General features: G+C 66.2%; 19 protein-coding genes. 12 read left to right on the top strand and 7 right to left on the bottom strand.

The features are described from left to right. The first annotated feature begins 164 nt into the window (after positions 1-164). From ACK4S9_RS08080 to ACK4S9_RS08050, 7 genes are all read left to right on the top strand, one after another. A complete protein-coding gene (locus tag ACK4S9_RS08080; protein ID WP_409723924.1) occupies positions 165-998 on the top strand; it encodes a DUF2306 domain-containing protein in 834 nt (277 codons plus the stop codon). 64 nt (positions 999-1,062) lie between these two features. Then, complete coding sequence (locus ACK4S9_RS08075; RefSeq protein ID WP_409723921.1) at positions 1,063-2,358, top strand: M20/M25/M40 family metallo-hydrolase; 1,296 nt, start codon at positions 1,063-1,065, stop codon at positions 2,356-2,358. A gap of 106 nt (positions 2,359-2,464) precedes the next feature. Next, positions 2,465-3,916 carry a PQQ-dependent sugar dehydrogenase gene (locus ACK4S9_RS08070; protein WP_409723918.1) on the top strand — a complete coding sequence of 484 codons (1,452 nt, stop codon included), beginning with the start codon at positions 2,465-2,467 and terminating at the stop codon, positions 3,914-3,916. Between the two features lie 26 nt (positions 3,917-3,942). After that, the gene (locus ACK4S9_RS08065; RefSeq protein WP_027865620.1) at positions 3,943-4,386 is read left to right on the top strand and encodes a thioesterase family protein; all 444 of its coding nucleotides are present in this window, start codon (positions 3,943-3,945) and stop codon (positions 4,384-4,386) included. Between the two features lie 157 nt (positions 4,387-4,543). Beyond that, complete coding sequence (locus ACK4S9_RS08060; RefSeq protein ID WP_409723914.1) at positions 4,544-5,140, top strand: RNA polymerase sigma factor; 597 nt, start codon at positions 4,544-4,546, stop codon at positions 5,138-5,140. 8 nt (positions 5,141-5,148) lie between these two features. Next, positions 5,149-5,637: a hypothetical protein gene (locus ACK4S9_RS08055; protein ID WP_409723912.1), complete on the top strand. Its 489-nt coding sequence runs from the start codon at positions 5,149-5,151 to the stop codon at positions 5,635-5,637. A 29-nt stretch (positions 5,638-5,666) separates the two neighbouring features. Continuing rightward, positions 5,667-6,767 carry a hypothetical protein gene (locus ACK4S9_RS08050; RefSeq protein WP_409723909.1) on the top strand — a complete coding sequence of 367 codons (1,101 nt, stop codon included), beginning with the start codon at positions 5,667-5,669 and terminating at the stop codon, positions 6,765-6,767. 76 nt (positions 6,768-6,843) lie between these two features. Here the strand turns inward: ACK4S9_RS08050 and ACK4S9_RS08045 are convergent, their stop codons facing one another. Together ACK4S9_RS08045 and ACK4S9_RS08040 are read right to left on the bottom strand one after the other, a co-directional pair. Beyond that, positions 6,844-7,332 carry a DUF3016 domain-containing protein gene (locus tag ACK4S9_RS08045; RefSeq protein ID WP_409723906.1) on the bottom strand — a complete coding sequence of 163 codons (489 nt, stop codon included), beginning with the start codon at positions 7,330-7,332 and terminating at the stop codon, positions 6,844-6,846. 179 nt (positions 7,333-7,511) lie between these two features. Further along, a complete protein-coding gene (locus tag ACK4S9_RS08040; RefSeq protein WP_409723903.1) occupies positions 7,512-8,006 on the bottom strand; it encodes a DUF3016 domain-containing protein in 495 nt (164 codons plus the stop codon). A 166-nt stretch (positions 8,007-8,172) separates the two neighbouring features. Here ACK4S9_RS08040 and ACK4S9_RS08035 point away from each other — a divergent pair, with 166 nt between their 5' ends. Together ACK4S9_RS08035 and ACK4S9_RS08030 are read left to right on the top strand one after the other, a co-directional pair. Next, positions 8,173-8,913 (top strand): DNA-formamidopyrimidine glycosylase family protein, encoded by a 741-nt coding sequence (locus ACK4S9_RS08035; protein ID WP_409723900.1) that lies wholly within the window; start codon positions 8,173-8,175, stop codon positions 8,911-8,913. Between the two features lie 203 nt (positions 8,914-9,116). Next, on the top strand, positions 9,117-10,622 hold the full coding sequence (locus tag ACK4S9_RS08030) for an HD domain-containing phosphohydrolase (protein ID WP_409723897.1): 1,506 nt from the start codon (positions 9,117-9,119) through the stop codon (positions 10,620-10,622). A gap of 124 nt (positions 10,623-10,746) precedes the next feature. On the opposite strand, the gene ACK4S9_RS08025 is transcribed toward ACK4S9_RS08030, so the two are convergent. From ACK4S9_RS08025 to ACK4S9_RS08015, 3 genes are all read right to left on the bottom strand, one after another. Beyond that, positions 10,747-12,684, bottom strand: coding sequence for a GAF domain-containing protein (locus ACK4S9_RS08025; protein WP_409723895.1), 1,938 nt, complete (start codon positions 12,682-12,684; stop codon positions 10,747-10,749). An 83-nt stretch (positions 12,685-12,767) separates the two neighbouring features. Continuing rightward, positions 12,768-13,271, bottom strand: coding sequence for a hypothetical protein (locus tag ACK4S9_RS08020; protein WP_409723893.1), 504 nt, complete (start codon positions 13,269-13,271; stop codon positions 12,768-12,770). A 64-nt stretch (positions 13,272-13,335) separates the two neighbouring features. Then, on the bottom strand, positions 13,336-13,572 hold the full coding sequence (locus tag ACK4S9_RS08015) for a hypothetical protein (RefSeq protein ID WP_409723890.1): 237 nt from the start codon (positions 13,570-13,572) through the stop codon (positions 13,336-13,338). Positions 13,573-13,820: 248 nt separating this feature from the next. Here ACK4S9_RS08015 and ACK4S9_RS08010 point away from each other — a divergent pair, with 248 nt between their 5' ends. The 3 genes from ACK4S9_RS08010 (at position 13,821) to ACK4S9_RS08000 (ending at position 17,312) form a co-directional block, all read left to right on the top strand. Beyond that, the gene (locus ACK4S9_RS08010) at positions 13,821-14,216 is read left to right on the top strand and encodes a hypothetical protein (protein WP_409723887.1); all 396 of its coding nucleotides are present in this window, start codon (positions 13,821-13,823) and stop codon (positions 14,214-14,216) included. A 163-nt stretch (positions 14,217-14,379) separates the two neighbouring features. After that, a complete protein-coding gene (locus tag ACK4S9_RS08005) occupies positions 14,380-16,749 on the top strand; it encodes a DUF2254 family protein (protein WP_409723884.1) in 2,370 nt (789 codons plus the stop codon). 47 nt (positions 16,750-16,796) lie between these two features. Continuing rightward, entirely contained in the window at positions 16,797-17,312 is a 516-nt protein-coding gene (locus ACK4S9_RS08000) for a DUF421 domain-containing protein (protein ID WP_409723881.1), read from the top strand. Here ACK4S9_RS08000 and ACK4S9_RS07995 read toward each other — a convergent pair. Both ACK4S9_RS07995 and ACK4S9_RS07990 read right to left on the bottom strand, forming a co-directional pair. Beyond that, positions 17,309-17,818, bottom strand: a complete 510-nt coding sequence (locus ACK4S9_RS07995) for an HPP family protein (RefSeq protein ID WP_409723878.1) — start codon at positions 17,816-17,818, stop codon at positions 17,309-17,311. The genes ACK4S9_RS08000 and ACK4S9_RS07995 overlap by 4 nt on opposite strands. A gap of 2 nt (positions 17,819-17,820) precedes the next feature. Beyond that, on the bottom strand, positions 17,821-18,201 hold the full coding sequence (locus ACK4S9_RS07990) for a DUF1622 domain-containing protein (RefSeq protein WP_409723875.1): 381 nt from the start codon (positions 18,199-18,201) through the stop codon (positions 17,821-17,823). Positions 18,202-18,298 lie beyond the last annotated feature (97 nt).

Here is an 18,298-nt window from a genome sequence, read left to right as displayed (position 1 = left end):
GGGTGTTGCTGTGAGGTCGTCCGGGGCATCGCTGCACGATACCTGCTACTCAACCGTAGTTCAAGCCCTCGAAACCGCCGTCCATCGCCTTGTCCTGGCCGATGCCTTGTGCCGGCGCAGGGCAACTGGCCAACTGGATGCTCGATCAAGCACAGGAGACAGGAATGACGACAGGGAAGGCGACGGCCACGCCGTGGGAACCGGCATGCACGCGCAAACGCGCTGGCGCGCTGCTGGCGCATGCGGCCAGATGCTGGTTCGGGGTGACGGTGGCGGGACAACTCATGTTCGCGGCCTATATCGTGTCCCTCTACGGCGGCGCAGCCGTGCGGGGCGACTTCGGCGCATGGAACAAGGTGATGACGCACGGCCATCTCGAGGGCGCAAGCAGCGGCAACATCGCCACCGGCATCCACCTGCTGGGCGCCGCCTTCATCATGCTCAGCGGTGCGCTGCAACTGCTGCCTCGCCTGCGCGCCGGCTTCCCCTCCCTGCACCGCTGGAACGGACGCCTGTACCTCGGTGCGGCGGTCGGGGCCGGCGTGACCGGCATCTACATGGTCTGGTGGCGCGGCGCCGTGGGCGACATCGTCCAGCACATCGGCACCACCCTGAACGGCGGGCTGATCCTCGTGTGTGCGGCGATGGCGCTGCAGCGCATACGCAGCGGCAAGATCGAGGCGCACCGGCGCTGGGCATTACGCCTGTTCCTGGCGGTAAGCGGCGTGTGGTTCTTCCGCATCGGCCTGATGTTCTGGCTCGCCCTGCATGGGGGTCCGGTCGGGTTCGATCCCCGGACCTTCACCGGCCCCTTCCTGAGTTTCCTCAGCTTTGCACAAGTGGCCGTTCCGCTTGCGATCCTTGAACTGTATCTTGTGTGCCAGGCACGCGGCGCGGCGGCGCAGCTTGGCGTGGCGTGCGTGCTGGCGGCGGCGACGCTCGTGACGGGAATCGGCAGCGCGGTCGCGGCGCTCGGCATGTGGCTGCCCAACATGTGAAGGAAGTGGCACGGCGCCGCGCCGGCATAGTAGAGTTGCGTATCCACATCAACAGAATGCCGACATGCTGCGCCAGCTTGCCCTCTCGCTCGTATTGACACTCCCGCTCGCCACGTCCGCCCAGGGCCTGTCGGCCACCGAACAGCGCATCCTCGAGGAGGTCAAGGCCTGGCAGCCCGAGGCGATTCAGTTGCTCGAGCGCAGCGCCCGCATCAACAGCGGCACCTTCAACCTGGACGGCGTGCGCGCCGTCGGCGCGGTCTATCGCAAGGAGCTCGAGGCGCTGGGCTTCAAGACCGTCTGGATCGACATGCCGCGCGCGATGGGGCGCGCCGGCCACCTGGTCGCCAACCGCAGCGGCAAGCAGGGCAAACGCCTGCTGCTGCTCGGCCACCTCGACACCGTGTACGAACCCGGCGCGCCCGTCCCGCTGTGGGAACGCGAGAGCGAGACCACGGCGCGCGGCCAGGGCGTGGCCGACATGAAGGGCGGGAACGTGGTCGCGATCGCCGCCCTGCGCGCCCTGCACCGCGCCGGGGCGCTCGAGGACACCACCATCACCGTGGTGTTCACCGGCGACGAGGAAGAAGCCGGCCATCCGCGCGCCGTCTCGCGCCGCGACATGATCGAACTGGCGAAACTGAGCGACGTGGCGCTCGGCTTCGAAGGGGCGGTCAGCGGCCCGGACGGCCAGCCGATGGCGACCGTCGGGCGCCGCGCCACCGCCTTCTTCGACCTCGACGTCAAGGGCCGGCAAGGCCATTCGCAGGGCGTGTTCGGCCCCGCCGGCTACGGCGCCGTGTACGAGGCCGCGCGCATCCTCGACGGTTTCCGCAGGCAGGTGGTCGAGCCGGGTCTGAGCTTCAATCCGGGCGTGATCCTGGGCGGCACCGAGGTCACGCTCGACGAGGCCAATGCACAAGGCACGGCGAGCGGCAAGACCAACGTGGTCGCCAACACGGTCACCGTGCGCGGCGACCTGCGCTACCTCGACTACGCCCAGCGCGACCGCGCCCACGCGCGCATGCGCGAGATCGTCGCGCAAAGCCTGCCGGGCGCCAGCGCCACGATCGCTTTCCGCGATTCCTATCCGCCGATGGCGGTCACGCCGGGCAACCTGAAGCTGCTCGACCTGTATTCGCAGGCCAGCCTGGATGCCGGCCTGGGCGCGGTCGGCGCGGTGCCGGCGACCATGCGCGGCGCCGGCGACATCCAGTTCGTGGCGCCCATCGTCGACAGCCTCGATGGCCTGGGCGCCAGCGGCGGCGCGGCCCACTCGCCCGACGAGCACGTCGACCTCACTTCGCTGGAGCGCTCGGCGATCCGCGCCGCACTGTTGATGTACCGCCTGACGCGCTAGCAGTGCTCCGGGTGGCGCGCACGGCTGGCGAAAATCCGTGGCAAAGCCAGCCGCTTCGCTGCAGAATAGCCTTGCCGGAGCATTCGCGACCATCCAGGAGGCTGTCATGCGTGCGTGGACATATCTGCTGATCCTTATTTCCTTCTGCATGAGCGCCTGCGGCGGAGGCGGCGGCAACCCCGGCACCACCGGCCCCTTGCCAACGCCGCCGACCGCCACCACCGGCTCGCTGGCGATCACCACCAGCGGGTTGCCCGCCGGCGTGAATGCGTCGGTACGCGTCAACGGCCCCGCCAATTACCAGCAAGACCTGACTGGCTCGCAAACCCTGTCGAATCTCGCGCCCGGCAGCTACAACCTGGCCGCGGCGCCCGTCACCGCCGGCGGGGTCACCTACACGCCCTCGCCCGCCTCGCAGAGCGCGGTGGTCACCGCGGGCGCCACCGCCAGCGTCACGGTGGCCTACGCCAACGCGCCGGTCAGCATCGCGCTGAGCCGGGTGGCGGCCAACTTCGACAACCCGACCTACCTCACCGCCCCGCCCGGAGACGCACGCCTGTTCATCGTCGAGCGCGCGGGACGCATCCGCATCGTCGACAGGGGCAACACGCTCACCACGCCCTTCCTCGACATCAGCGCCCGCGTCTTCACCGGCGGCGAAGGCGGCCTGCTGTCGATGGCCTTCGACCCGCAGTTTGCGGCCAATCGCCATTTCTACCTGTACTACACCGACCCGCAGCAGAACATCGTCATCGAGCGCTTCAGCCTCGGCACCAATCCCGACCTGGCCGATCCGACGTCAAGCCTGGTGATCCTGCGCATCCCGCACCCCGGCTTCACCAACCATTTCGGCGGCCAGGTCGCGTTCGGCCCGGACGGCAACCTGTACCTGGCCACCGGCGACGGCGGCGGTGCGGGCGACCCGAACCGCAACGGCCAGAACCTGAACTCCCTGCTGGGCAAGCTGCTGCGGATCGACGTGCGCAATGCCACCGCCGTCCAGCCCTACGCGATCCCGGCCGGCAACCCCTACGCCAACCAGGCGGGGCGGCGCGCCGAGATCTGGGCGTCGGGGCTGCGCAATCCGTGGCGCTTCGCATTCGACGGCAGCCAGCTCTACCTGAGCGACGTCGGCCAGGACCGGCGCGAAGAGCTCAACATCAGCGCCGCCGGCACGGCCGGCCTGAACTATGGCTGGAACACGATGGAAGGCTCGCTGTGCTACAACGCCGCCACCTGCGATCGCAGCGGCCTGACCATGCCGGTCTTCGAATACGAGCACGGCAGCAACAACGCCAACGGCTGCTCGATCACGGGCGGCTTCGTCTATCGCGGCAGCGCCATTCCCGGGCTGCAGGGACGCTACTTCTATTCCGATTACTGCCGCGGCTTCCTGAAGAGTTTCCTCGCGGGCGGCGGCAGTGTCAGCGAGCAGCGCGACTGGAACGTGGGCGACATCGGCAACGTGGTCTCCTTCGGGCAGGATGGCCAGGGCGAGCTGTACCTCATGACGTCGCGCGGCATCGTCTATAGAATAGGACCTTCCGCCAACCCATGAGCGATTCGTGCGCTTAAAATAGAGAGATGGCACGCTTACAACTTACCTTCCCCGAAGACCAGTTCTACTATTCCACCCCGATGTCGGTACGCGTTACCGACATCAACGCGGGCAACCACCTCGGCAACGATTCGATGATCTCGATGATCTCCGAGGCCCGGGCGCGCTTCCTGTTCGAGTTCGGCGTCGCCGAAACCGAGCGCGACGGCACCGGCATCATCGTCACCGACCTGGCCACGACCTACCGCGCCGAGGCGCATGCGCGCGACCAGCTGCTGTTCGAGGTGGGGGTCATGGACTTCAACAAGTATGGCGGCGACATCATCTTCCGCATCACGCGCCCGCGCGACCGCAAGCTGATCGCCATGGCCAAGCAGGGCTTCGTCTTCTTCAACTACAAGAGCAGCCAGGTCGTCATGATGCCGGAGGAGTTCCGCGGCAAGTTCGACCGGGTGAACTGGATCGACTGAAGACGGCCAGGCCCGGCAATCGGGCCCAGCTTGTCGGGCCGGCGCAGCCGCCGGCCCATCTCCTTTCCCGAACCCGCCCTCCCGGGTCGTCGTCATCTTCCAAAATAGTTGGAACTTTTCTGCTGCCTCGGCGGAATACAGGTAAGAGATGACGACCATGACCACGCTCACCCCCGACACCGCCGACCACGAACTGCTGCGCCTGACGCATGCGGGCCGCGCCGACGCCTTCACGGCGCTGTACCGGCGTCACCAGGGGCCGCTGTACCGCTACGCGCTGATGCGCTGCGGGTCGGCGGACAGCGCGGCCGACGTGGTGCAGGAAGCCTTCATGGGCCTGCTTACGCAGCGTTTCGGCTTCGATCCCCTGCGCGGCCAGCTGCAGCATTTCCTGTTCGGCGTGGCGCGCAATCTGATCCTGAAGCTGGAGGAAGCGCGCCACAGGCAGGTGGCGCTGCCGGAACCCGACGAGGACGGCGAGCTGGAGCTCGACCACGCCTGCGAAGGCGCCGAGCCGCTCGCCCGCCTGCTGGGCAACGAGGCCGCCGAAGAAGTGCGGCGCGCGCTCGGCCTGCTGCCGCCGCACTACCGCGACGTCGTCATCCTGTTTGAACTGCATGAACTGTCGTACCAGGAGGTCGCCGCGGTCTGCCAGGTGGATATCGGCACCGTGCGCTCGCGCTTGTCGCGCGGCCGGGCGGCCCTGGCCAAGCGCCTGCGGGCGCACGCGCCAAGCGCATGCCTCGCGAATTGATGGAGTCAATGATGGATACCAAGGACAAGCAAGACGACCTCGCCCCCTGCTTCGCCGCGCTGCGCGGCGAACTGGCCGGCATCGACACCCCGCGCTGCGTGGAAAAGGAACTGCTGCAGGCCTTCGCGCGCCAGTTCAAGCCGCGCCGCCGCTGGTACCAGGCCCTGAGCCTGCCCCAGTGGGGCACCGCCGGCGCCCTGTGCTCGCTGACGGCGGTCGTGCTGCTGCTGGCGCAATCGCCGCACCAGGCCGTGCGCGTGAGCAGCCCGCCCCTGCTCGGCTTCGACGGCGGCGGCGCCTTCGTCGCCCTCGATTCGCTCGAGCGGATCGAAGCCGAACCCGATGCGCGCTTGATCGAGACCGAGGTGCCGCGCACCGCGCTGGCGCCGCTCGGCGTGCCGGTTAGCCCGGAGAACGCGGCCGACACCGTGCGTGCCGAGATGCTGGTTGCCGCCGACGGCCATCCGCTGGCCGTGCGGCTCAGTTCCACCAACTAGGACGATACTCACCCACAAGAGGAAACGACATGAACAAGAAAATTCTGCTTGCAGCACTGCTGGCCTGCGCCTTTGCCCCGGCCCTGGCCTACGACATGGGCCTGGACGAAGAACAGGTCGTCGAGCGCCGCATCGTCACCCGCAGCGGCGGCGAGCCGCATGCCGGCCACCTCGACGGCATGAACTTCGTCGACGCCACGGGAGGCGCTACGATGGTGCACATGTCCCGTGCCCGCATGGTCAAGAATGCGCCCTACAGCGCCGAGATGGTGACGGAACGGACCCAGACCCTGGGCGACGGCAACCAGATCGTGCGCAAGACCAGCACGATGAGCTACCGCGACAGCGCCGGCCGCACCCGCACCGAGGTGCGCGGCGAAGACGGCGAAGTGCGCACCGTGACGATCCACGATCCGGTGGAAGGCGTGCGCTACGTGCTGCGGCCGCGCGACAAGACCGCGATCAAGGTCGCGGCGCCGAACGCCGCGGCGGCCGCCGTGCGCGAACAGGCTCGCGCCGCCGCCGCCGAAGCGCGCGCCGCGGCGGCCGAAGCGCGCGTGGCCGGCGCCCAGGCCCGCCTCGCCGCCGAACAGGCGCGCACCAGGATCGAGGAGCTGCGCCGCGAGGGCAAGCTGCCGGAAGGCGAGCGCTTCATCATCAAGCAGGTGGAGCGCGCCGGCGCCGCCGGCGAGCACAAGGACGTGCAGATTCGTATCGCCCAGGTGGCGGGACCGCAGGCGGCGGCGCGCGTGGCGCCGCTGCTCGCCGGCGCGCTCGGCGACCGCGAATGGGCCAGCAAGGCGGAAACCAAGGACCTCGGCACCCGCGAATTCAACGGCGTGAAAGCGACCGGCGTGCAGCGCAGCTACGAGATTCCCGCCGGCGAGATCGGCAACCGCAACCCGATCGTGGTCAGCACCGAAACCTGGACCTCGCCGGAACTGCAGGCCGTGGTGTACCAGAAGCGCAGCGACCCGCGCAGCGGCGAGTTCGTCTACCGGGCGGAAAACCTGAAGCGCGAGGAACCGGCCGCGGCCCTGTTCACCGTGCCTTCGGATTACACGGTCAAGGACGTGGCGGCGCTGGCCAGGGAAGCGGCGGCGCGGGTCAAGGTCGAGAAGAAGGGCTGATCGCCGCCTTGCCGCCACCCGGAAAACACACCGGCGCCCTCGGGCGCCGGTTGTCATTGACCAGCCAGCGACACGATCAGGATTTCTTGTGCAGGATGGTCTTGTCGAACCACTCCTGGATCATGCGCTTCTCGAAGCGCAGGGGTTCGCTGTCGTTGAAGCGGCTGCCGCGCTGCAGGTAGTTCATGTCCGACAGCTTGGCGTTGCCGCTCTGGACGACCTGGCCGTTGGCGCTCAGGGTGTAGCGCAGCTCCATGACCGGCCAGTCCGCCATGCCCTTGAGCACGCGCAGGTCGTTTCCGCCGCGGGTGTTCGGGTATTCGCGGCCGGCGAGGTCGATGTCGATCACGTCCACCGTCAGCTCCTGCCCGGCCGGCAGCGACTTGCCCAGTTCGGCAAAATAATCCGCCAGGCTCTCCAGCACTTCCTTGCGTTCCCACGGCGCGAACGGCAAGTCGGAGAACTTGTCGGACTCCACATAATTGACGGTCACGCCCGCCGAGGCGGCGCCGGCACCCAGCGCGAGCAGGGCCGCGAGGGCCGCTTTGCCAATCACCGTTTTCATTGCTTTCCCTTTCATTGTTCCGGACTGCTTCATGTTCCGAATATACGCCCTTTGCGCCGTCTTTCCAGTGTCCACTTGTCGGCGTTTTGTATCGAATTGTTAGGCAAGGCGGCTGGAACACCGACAAATGAAAACGGCGCCGCCCGGCGCCGTGCTCCTGTTTCGTCCGGCAGGCCGCTTCAGCCGGGCTTCTTGGTCAGGATGTTCTTCTTGAACCAGTCCTGCAGCATGCGCTTCTCGTAACGCAGGTTGTCCGTCTCCTGGGAGCGTTTCATCATACGTTGCATATAGTTCACGTCGGAGATGTGGGCGGTGCCGCTGTCGAACACCTGGCCGTTCGCGCTCAGGGCGTACTGCAGTTCGATCAGCGGCCAGTCGGACTTGCCCTCGAGGACGCGCATGTCGCCGCTGGCGCGCTGGCCCGGATATTCACGGCCGGCCAGGTCGACGTTGTAGATATTGACCGTCATGTCGGTGCCCGCCGGCAGGTCCTCGCCCAGCTTCTTGATGTAGTCTGCCAGCTTCTTGAGGATATCCTGGCGCTCCCAGTCGCCGCTCGGGAGGTCCGCGAACTGCTCCATGTTGACGTAGTTGACGGTCACTTCCGCCGAGGCGGCGCCGGCACCCAGTGCGAGTACGGCCGCGAGAGCCGCTTTGCCAACCATTGCTTTCATTTCCCTCTCCTCCCTAGAACTGTTCAATATTTTTACCCATCAATAAATATACGCCCTTTGAGCCCGCTTGCCACCGCTCTTTTGCCGAAGTTTTGCCATCGAGAGTTAGATTACGCACAGGGCATATTGCGGGCTCGGCCGACAATGGCGGGAAGGAGGTCGCACCGTGCCAGAAGGACCGTCGCTCTATATCTTGAAGGAACTGGTCAGGGATTTCACCGGCCAGGAGATCGTCCGCGCCGACGGCAACGTCCGCGCCATCGACCCTGCGCGCCTGGTGGGCCAACGCATCGAGGCGATCCACACCTGGGGCAAGCACCTCCTGATCGAGACTCCGGCGATGGTCGTGCGCGTCCACTTCTTGCTGTTCGGCACCTACCGCATCAACGAGCGGCGCGAGGAGAAAACCCCGCGCCTGTCCGTCGAGACCGCCAATGGCAACGAGCTCAACCTCTATGCCTGCCAGGTCCGCGAGATCGACCGCGCCACCTATGCGGCCTACGATTTCAGCGCCGACGTCATGTCGGACGCCTGGGACGCGAAGAAAGCGCGCAAGAAGCTGCGCGCCCAGCCCGACATGCTGGCCTGCGACGCCCTGCTCGACCAGGACATCTTTTCCGGCGTCGGCAACATCATCAAGAACGAAGTGCTGTTCCGTATCCGGGTGCACCCGCTGTCGACCGTGGGCGCCCTGCCCGCGCCCAAGCTGCGCCTGCTGGTCGACGAGGCGCGCCAATACTCCTTCGACTTCCTGGAATGGAAGCGCCAATACGTGCTCAAGCAGCATTGGCTGGCCCATGCAAAACGCATCTGTCCACGTTGTCAAATTCCCTTCCTGAAAGCCAACCTGGGCCGCAGCAACCGCCGCAGCTTCTACTGCGAGCGCTGCCAGAAGCGCTACGTTTGAACAAGCCAGTCCCCCGACCCGCTTGTCCCTCGCTTATCTGTTTCGCATGCCCGGCGGGGATGTGACATCGTTAACCAACACTTTTAATGTTGCCTGTTGTTAAGGATTGATAGCCGTACTACAATCGATTTGACTCGCGGCTATGTCTTATACGCTTTTTTGCCGCAGGACGTTGTGATTGATCAACCCGAAACGGTAAGCCTATGTCCTTTCTCTCCAACGCGGCGCCAAAGCTGGCTCCATGGAAAGTCCTGCTGGTCGACGACGAGCCAGACATCCATGACATCACCAAGCTCACCCTGTCGCGCTTCCGCCTCGACGGCCGCGCACTGCATTTCCTGCATGCCTACAGCGGCGAGGAGGCCAAGGAAGTCCTGGCACGCGAGAAGGACGTCGCGCTGGTGTTCCTGGACGTGGTGATGGAGCGCGAGGACAGCGGTCTGGAAGTGGCGCGCTGGATGCGCCAGGACCTGGACAACCAGTTCACCCGCATCGTGCTGCGCACCGGCCAGCCGGGCCAGGCCCCGGAAGAGCGCGTGATCGTCGATTACGACATCAACGATTACAAGGAAAAGACCGAGCTCGATCGCACCAAGCTGTTCACCACCACCTTCGCCGCCCTGCGCGCCTACCGCGACATCATGAAGGTCGAGGACGCGCGCCGCGCCCAGCAGACCTACCGCGAGGGCCTGGAGCGCGTGATCGCCGCCTCGACCCACATCTTCCAGCAACGCAGCCTGAAGGACTTCGCCAGCGGCCTGCTGCAGCAGGTGGTGGCGCTGCTGCGCCTGGATCAGAGCATGCTGCTGCGCCTGAAAGGCGCGAGCGTGATCACGGGCGAAAGCCAGTACGAGGTGCTGGCCCAGATCGGCGACATGGAAGGCCACGAGATCGGCCACGAGCTGGCGGCCCAGCTCGACGACGCGCGCCACAACCGCATTTCGCGCCTGCACGGCGACACCTACGTCGGCTACTTCCCGAACCGCACCGGCAAGGCCTCGCTGCTGGTGCTCAAGGGCGTGGAAGAGATCGCGGAGATCGACGCCCAGCTGCTCGAGGTGTTCTGCTCGGGCGTGGCGATCGCTTTCGACAACATCCTGCTGAACCAGGAGATCACCGACACGCAGGCGGAGCTGATCCTGCGCCTCGGCGACGTGGTCGAGTCGCGCTCGAACGAAGCCGGCAACCACGTGCGCCGCATGGCCCAGGTCTGCCACCTGCTGGCCCAGGCGTCCGGCATGCCGGAAGACGAAGTCGCGACCCTGATGCACGCCGCGCCGATGCACGACGTGGGCAAGATCGCCACGCCCGACGCGGTGCTGCTCAAGCCCGGCAAGCTGACCGAGGACGAGTGGGAAATCATGAAGCAGCACCCGACCGTGGGCCTGCAGATCCTCGACGGCTCGCAGCGCCCGATCCTGAAGGCCGCCGCCGTGATCGCGCACCAGCACCACGAGAAGTTCGACGGCAGCGGTTATCCGCAGGGCCTGCGCGGCGAAGCCATCCACCCGTACGCCCGCATCGTGGCGGTGGCCGACGTGTTCGACGCGCTCTCCCACAAGCGCTGCTACAAGGACGCCTGGCCGGCCGAGAAGGTCACCGAGCACCTGCGCGAGGTGGCGGGGCACCACCTGGATCCGTATTACGTGGATCTGCTCATCAAGAACATGGACAAGGCGCTGGAGATCAACGCCCAGTGGCCTGACTGATCCGGCTTTACTGTAGGGTGGACGGCTCTGCCGTCCGCGCGTTCAAACAGTGCATGGTCAGCAATATACTTCGCCACTCCGCGACATAAGTTTGTACGCGCAGTCAGCGAAGCCGACCTCCCTACTACTTCTTGAGCGAACGCGGGAAACGCAACTGATAGCGCAGCCCCTCCCCCGGCGCACTCTCCGCCTTCACCGTCCCGCCCAGCGCCCCGGTCACCAGGTTGTACAGGATGTGCGCCCCCAGCCCGCTGCCCCCTAGCCCGCGCTTGGTGGTGAAGAAGGGATCGAACAGCTTGCCCAGGGCTTCCTGGTCCATGCCGGCGCCGTCGTCGGCATACTCGAACACCACCTGCTCGCCCTCGAGCGCCGCACGGATCCGGATATTGCCCCGCTGGTCGCGCTCGAAGCCGTGCAGCAGCGAGTTCATGACCATGTTGGTGACGATCTGCGACAGCGCGCCCGGCGAACTGTCCAGCACCAGGTCCGGCGGGCAGTCCACCTCCACCGCCACCTTCCGCCCTTTCAGCTTGGGCTGCAGCGACAGCAGCACTTCCCGCACATAGGCGTCGAGCTTGAAGTTGCGGATGTCGCCCGACGCCTGGTCCACCGCCACCTGCTTGAAGCTGCGCACCAGGCTTGCGGCGCGCTGGGTGTTGGTGGTCATGATGCGCAGCGACTGGTCGACGATGTCGAGGAAGGAATTCAGGCTGTCCTCGGTCATCTCGCCCGCGGCCAGTTCTTCGCGCGTGAGCTTGAGTTCCTGCACCAGGTGGCTGGTGGCGGTCACGCAGATGCCCAGCGGCGTGTTGATCTCGTGGGCCACGCCGGCCACCAGGCTGCCCAGCGACGCCATCTTCTCCTGGCGCACCAGTTCGCCCTGGGCCACCTGCAGCTTGTGCAGCGCTTCGTTCAGCGCCGCGTTCTGCACTTCCAGCGTTTCCTTGGTCTTGCGGATCTTGCGGTCGGCCTGCATGCGCGCCAGCGCCACCGCGACGTGGCTGGCCATGAAGGCCAGCAGGTCCAGTTCCGCCTTGGTGTACACCACCGACGGATCGTAGCTCTGCACCACCAGCACGCCGTAGGGCTGGTTGTGCACCAGCATCGGCGCCCCCATCCAGCTGGCGATGTCGAGGTTCCCGAAGGGCTCCCTGACCAGGCCGTTGGCGACCAGGTGGCGGAAACTGGTCGCGTCGTGGAGCTGGGCCTGCTTGCTCGTCAGGACATACGAGCACATGCCCTGCCCCACCGGGAAGCGCGTCACCGGCGCGGCGCCGTCCTTCTCGTCCACGAAATAGGGAATGCTGATTTCCTGCGTATCCGGGTGGTGCAGCGCGATCAGGAAGTTCTTCGCCACCATCAGCTCGCCGATGATGCGGTGCAGGCTTGAAGTGAGCGTGGCGGTGTCCAGTGCCTGGGCCGACAGGCTGGCGATCTGGTACAGCGCGTGCTGCACCTGTTCCGCGCGGCGGCGCTCGGCCACTTCGACCGCCAGCGCCGCGGTGCGCTCCTGCACCGCGCGCTCCAGCCGGTCCATGCTCTGCAGGCCCTGCAGCGCATTCGACACGTGGTTGGCGATCTGCGAGAACAGCGCCTGGTCTTCCTCGCTGTAGGTGACGCCCGCGGTATAGCTCTGGATCACCATCGCGCCCAATGCCTGGTGGTGGCGGTCGAGCAGGGGCGCGCCGATCCAGTGCTCGGCGGCGCTGCCCTGCCCCCACTGCAGACCCTCGCTGGCACGCTGCTTGAAGTCCGCGGCGGTGATCGTCAGGCGCTGGCGGTTCAGCAATACCCAGGCAGTAGGCGACTGCTCGGGCGACGCAAGGCGGACGCGCTCGTCGGGATCCGGCGCCTCGTCTTCCTCATCGACGAAATAGGCGAAGCGCACGGTGCCGTCCGCCTGGTCGGACAAGGCAACATAGAAATTAGCCGCATACATGATGCGGCCGAGCGCGCGGTGCACCGCGCCGATGAAGTCCACGATGTCGCTGCAACTGGTCGACAGCTCCCCGATTTCGAGCAGCATCGACTGGACGGCTTCCAGCCGGGCGAGACGTTCCATTGCTTCCCCAAGGTAATTAATTCCAAGGGGAAATACTAGCAGTTCAGGCTCCGTAGTCGAAGCCTTATTCGAACAAGTGTCGTTTATCCACGCGGGGCGCGGAAATCGTTCTCGATCCACGCATACGCCGACGCCGGGGTCAGCTTGAAACTGGCCGGCACCCGCACCTTGGCCACCTGCTCGCCCATTTCATCGGTGGCGGCCAGGATGGCGTACGGGTCGTCGTCGTCCGGCACGATGTCCAGCGTCACCTTCAGTTCGCCGTTCTCGGTGGAGACCGTGGTGTTCTTGTGCAGGATGGCGTGCAGGTGCTGCTCGTGGCGGCGGATCACTTCCGAGGCGGTCTTGACCAGGGTATTGAAGGCGTTCACGTCGAGCGGCTTCGGGTTCTTCTTGTCGCGGCCCATGGTCCAGGGACCGACCAGCGCCGGTTCCGGCTCGCCGTCCTTGTACATGGCGACGGCCCAGCCTTCGTCGTCCTCGTTCTTGATCACGCGCGCGGTCCAGCCGTTGGCCTGCCACAGGCGGGCTTCCTGCACCAGGGCGTTCTCGTCGCCTTCGTGCTCGTGTTCGTGTTGCTCGTTCATGGTCGTGTTTCCTATGCCTCAAAGCAGAGATCATAGAGGAAACCGACCCCAGGAAGAAGCCCGATTAGCTTAAGGCGTAGCGCGGGCAGCGCCAGTCCGGCCCGCGCGGCGGCCGTATCGGCGGCCGTACCGGCGTCGGACGAGGATCGACCGCGGGAGAAGGCATTTCCCGATTGAACGGATTGATGATGATCGGCGGGATGGCGGGCGGCGCCGATGGTGGGCCCTTGGGACCGCTGTTGGCCAACGCGGGATGCAGAACGGCCAGGCGGTCCCCGATTTTCTGGATGACAGCGTGCATAGGATCCCCCTGTTTCAGAACAGGCTGTCAGTATAGGAAACGATACGTTCATTGCAAGGCCAAATCGACCACGTTCGTTGCCGCGCGGTTGCATCGCTTTACCCCACTTATCGCGTCTGCACGCGTCCCGGCGCGTCAATCTTGCAGCCTGTCGCAAATCCATGGCCGCACCTGGCACAGGGCTTTACAGTTCAACCATGCCGCATCGATACGCGCACCCGACAACCAGCCCAATGAAAAGGACTACCATGAAAAACTTTGCCAAGATCGCCATCCTGTTCGTGTTTGCCGTCCTGCTGCTGGACATCGCCTTCGATGCCGCTGACTTCATGCGCTTCAATATCGACGGCGACCCGGTCGACGGCCCGCTGGGCGCCCTGCTGGCGGTGATCTTCGCGGGCGGCGGCCTGGTGATCGCCGGCGTGGTCATGCTGGTGGTCGGCGCGGTGCTGGCGGTGGTGTTCGCCGGCGTGGGGGTGATCGTCGTCGGTGCGCTCGGCGTTGCCGCGGTGGCCGTGGCGCTGGCGCTGTCGCCGCTGCTGCTGCCGCTGCTGGTGCCGGTGGCGATCGTCTGGTACCTGGCCAGCCGCAACCGCAAGGTCCACATGGAACAGCCGCTGAAGCCGGCGCAGCCGGCGGCCTGAAGCCCGGCAGGTGACCGCAGCGGCCGGAACGTTCCGGCCGTTGTCGTTTGTGGTGCCGCGCGAGATGGCCTGCCGGCGCCTGCGTGCTCCAGCGTACATTCCGCCCGATGTTCCTGGACTACAGTAGAGCCAAGTCTCCCTGTCCGGCATCGATCGATCCTCCATGCAAACCTCCGCAGCAAACAGCCGCTTCCAGCAGTTGTGGGTCCAGGTCCATTCGAGCCTGTGGTTCGTTCCCACCTTCGTCATCCTGGGCCTGATGCTGCTGGCGCTCGGCCTGGTGGAATTCGACCGCCATGCCGGCGACGCTCTCCGGCAGCGCTGGCCGGAGCTGTTCACGGTGAAGGCCGAAGAGGCGCGCAGCCTGCTTTCCACCATCGCCGGGTCGATGGCCACCGTCGCCGGCGTCACGTTCTCGATCACCATGGTCGCCCTGACCCTGGCGTCGGCCCAGTACACCTCGCGTGTGATGCGCAACTTCATGCGCGACCGCGGGACCCAGGTGGTGCTCGGCATCTTCATGGGCATTTTCCTGTATTGCCTGCTGGTGCTCCGGGCGATCGGCGCCGAGTCGGAATCCTTCGTCCCGGCCTGCGCCGTGCTGGGTTCGATCGTGCTGTCGATGCTCGGGAGCGGCGCTTTCATCTTCTTCATCCACCACATTTCGTCGAACATCCAGGCCGCTGAAATGGCCCAGGCCATCACCCGCGAAACCCTGGACATGGTCGACAAATACTTCCCCGAGAAGGCCGCCGAAGGCAAGCTGCCCCCCGCCGCCCACCTCGATGCCTCGGCCTGGCATCCCGTGCCCGCCCGGCAGTGGGGCACCATCCAGACCGTCGACGAGATGTGGCTGCTGGCATGGGCATGCGAACATGACGCCATCGTGCGCATGGAATACAAGCCGGGCGAGTTCGTCGCGATGGACGAGACCCTGATGTCGGTGGCCATGCGCCGCGCGCCGGACGAGGACATGATTGCCGCGCTGAACGGCGCCTATGGCATCGACGCCTTCCGCACCCTCGACCAGGATCCCACCTTCGGCGTACGCCAGCTGGTCGACATGGCCCTGAAAGCCTTGTCGCCGGGAATCAACGACAGCACCACGGCGGAAACCTGCCTCGACCATATCGGCGTGATCCTGGCGTGCTGCGGGCAACGCAATCTGCGGCCGCGCGACCACTACGACAAGCAGGGCAAGCTGCGCGTGCTGTCCATCGGCATCGACTTCGCGCTGCTCACGCGGCTGGCCTTCCACCAGGTCGCGGAGAGCGCCGAGGGCAACTCGGCGGTGCTATTGCGGATCATGGATACGATCTGCAAGGCAGGCAAGGCCTGCGCAGGAAGCATGCAGCGAGCCGCGCTGCGCGACCAGGCCGAGGTGGTCGGCGAGATTGCACTGCGCAGTGCGAAGTCGGACGCCGCGCGCGTCGAGCTCGGCGACAGGTTGAATGCCTCAGGAAGCTCCTTGCTTCATCCGAGGACGCTTGACTTCGGGCAAACTCGCGCCCCGCCGCCCCCGATGTGCGGATCATGTGCTGGACAGTCCCAGCACCCGTGGAGGTTTGCCATGTCGCCAGAACTGACGATCGCCTACCAGCGCCTCGAATCGCTGGGCGCGTCTGCGATGCGCCTGCTGCCCAACCTGGTGATCGGCATCCTGGTCCTGCTGCTGTTCCTGTTCCTGGCGCGCCTGGTGCGCCGGCTGGTCCAGCGCATCAATACCGGCAGGTTCCAGGAAAACCTGGTGATCGTGCTTGGCCGGATGGCGCAATGGGCGATGATCCTGCTCGGGATCCTGCTGTCGGTCACGGTTGCCTTTCCATCTTTCACCCCCGGCAACCTGATCAGCGCCCTGGGCATCACCGGCATCGCGATCGGCTTCGCCTTCAAGGACATCTTCGAGAACTTCCTGGCCGGCATCCTGATCCTGATTACCGAGCCCTTCCGCATCGGCGACCAGATCGTGTTCGGTGGCTTCGAAGGCACGGTCGAGGAAATCGAAACCCGTGCCACCAAGATGCGCACCTATGACGGGCGCCTGGTGGTCATTCCCAATGCCGAGCTGTACAAAGGCTCCTTCATCGTCAACACCGCCTATCCGAGCCGCCGCCTTCAGTACGACGTGGTCATCGGCAACGGTGACGATGTCGCCGTCGCCAAGCGGCTCATGCTCGAAGCGCTAGCCGGGCTTCCCGACGTCGAGGCCGAACCGCCCCCGGACGCCTTGCTGGTCGAGTACGCCGATGCCGGCGTCAAGATCAGGGTGCGCTGGTGGATCAAGCCGCCCTACCGGGCCGATGCGCTGGCCATCCAGGATCATGTACTCGAGAGTATCAAGGCGGCCTTGACGGCGCAGGGCATCGACCTGCCCTACCCAACCCAGCAGGTCCTGTTCCATGACCAGACCGAGGAAACCGACGGCGACCGGCGCCGCCAGCGCGAAGGCTGGCCGGCGGGACAGGGCGCCGTGCCGCGCCCTGCGCGCGAGCTCGGCATTCGGCCGCAGGCGGACGACGCCGGCGCCGCGTAGGCGTTACCATCGACCTGTCCCGATCACACCCGGAGGAGGAGAAGCACATGTTTTTCGACAGCTGGAGCGACATCGCCCGGGTCATCCTGGTGGGCGTGCTGGCCTATGCGGGATTGGTATTCCTGTTACGCATCAGCGGCAACCGCACGCTCTCGAAGATGAATTCCTTCGACCTGGTTGTCACGGTGGCTTTCGGTTCCACCCTGTCCAGCATCCTGATCAGCAAGGACGTGAGCCTGCTGGAAGGATTGACGGCGCTGGCCCTGCTGGTGCTGCTGCAACTGGTCATCACCTGGACCTCGGTGCGCTCGCGCTTCGTCAGCAAGGCGGTCAAGACCGCGCCGACGGTGGTCCTGCGCGAAGGGAAACTGCTGCACGAAGCCCTCAAGCAGGTGCGGATCACCGAGGACGAAGTGCGGTCCGCGGTGCGCCAGCATGGACACGGTTCGCTGGCGGCCATCGACCTGGCGGTGCTCGAAACCGACGGCAGCCTGTCGGTGATCGCGACCGACAAGGCCGGCGACCGCTCGGCCTACGGCGAGCTGCGTTCGGGCCGCGCCTAGCCGTCCTTGCCGCCGCGGCCACGCAGCGAGCGCAGCACGAGGTACTGCGTCAGCCGCTGCAGCCCGAGCAGGACCACGGTGATCCCGAGCGCCAGGCCGAACAAAGCCAGGTTGCTGGCGTCACCGGCCCGCAAGCCGAAGCTGAGCGCGGTCGCCACGGCTGGCGGGTGCACGACATCGAGCACGATCATCAGGACGATCGCCGCGATCATTGCCGCGCCCGCAGAAAGGTAGCCCGGGCCGAGGACGAGGTAGGCCAGCATGCCGATCAGGGCAGCTCCCATCTGCGCCAGCACCAGCGTGCGCGCCTGGTTGACGCTGTGGCCGGGGTCGAGGTAGATCAGGAAGGCGCTCGATGCCAGCGACGCAAACAGCAGGCGCTGACTGCTCACGGCTTCGACCAGGGCCAGCACCAGCAGCACGGTCGCCGTCGGCGCAAGCGCCAGCAGCAGCTCCTTGCGCAGCCCCAGGCGGCGCCGGCGCGACGGCAGGGGGCTGTCCTCCACGGCTAGCCTCCTTGGCCGTCCGGCCGGCGCCCGCCGGATTCCTGGGCCGCGCTTTCGTGCTGCAGTTCCTTGTTGAGAAAATAGTTCAGCGCGGTACGGATCACGGCGATCGCCGCCAGCTTGCCGATCTGGTCCCAGCTCGGCGACACCGAGGTCGACAGGATGTCGGCGGCCAGCTGCAGTTCCAGCGCCAGCGTCAGGTAGCGCGCGAAGGCGAGACGGATCGGATTGAAGCTGCCGCCCTCGCCCGACAGCAGGCGGCGTACCAGGGCCAGCACCACCAGCACGATGCCGACCGCGATGACCAGCGCGCCCAGGGTCTCGACCAGCAGGCGCAGCCACTCGACGCCCGCCCGTACCTGCTCCTCCACAAGCTCGAACATGCCTTCTCCGTGCTGAAACACTCAGCGGTCCGGCATGTATAGCGCAATCCGGCGCGCCGCGACGCACCGCTCGCGGCGGCGCGCCGCGGCGTGAGCG

Origin of the sequence: Massilia sp., assembly GCF_046293535.1 — a bacterium.
GTDB lineage: Bacteria > Pseudomonadota > Gammaproteobacteria > Burkholderiales > Burkholderiaceae_D > Telluria.
This window is presented reverse-complemented; position numbering and strand designations above follow the sequence as displayed.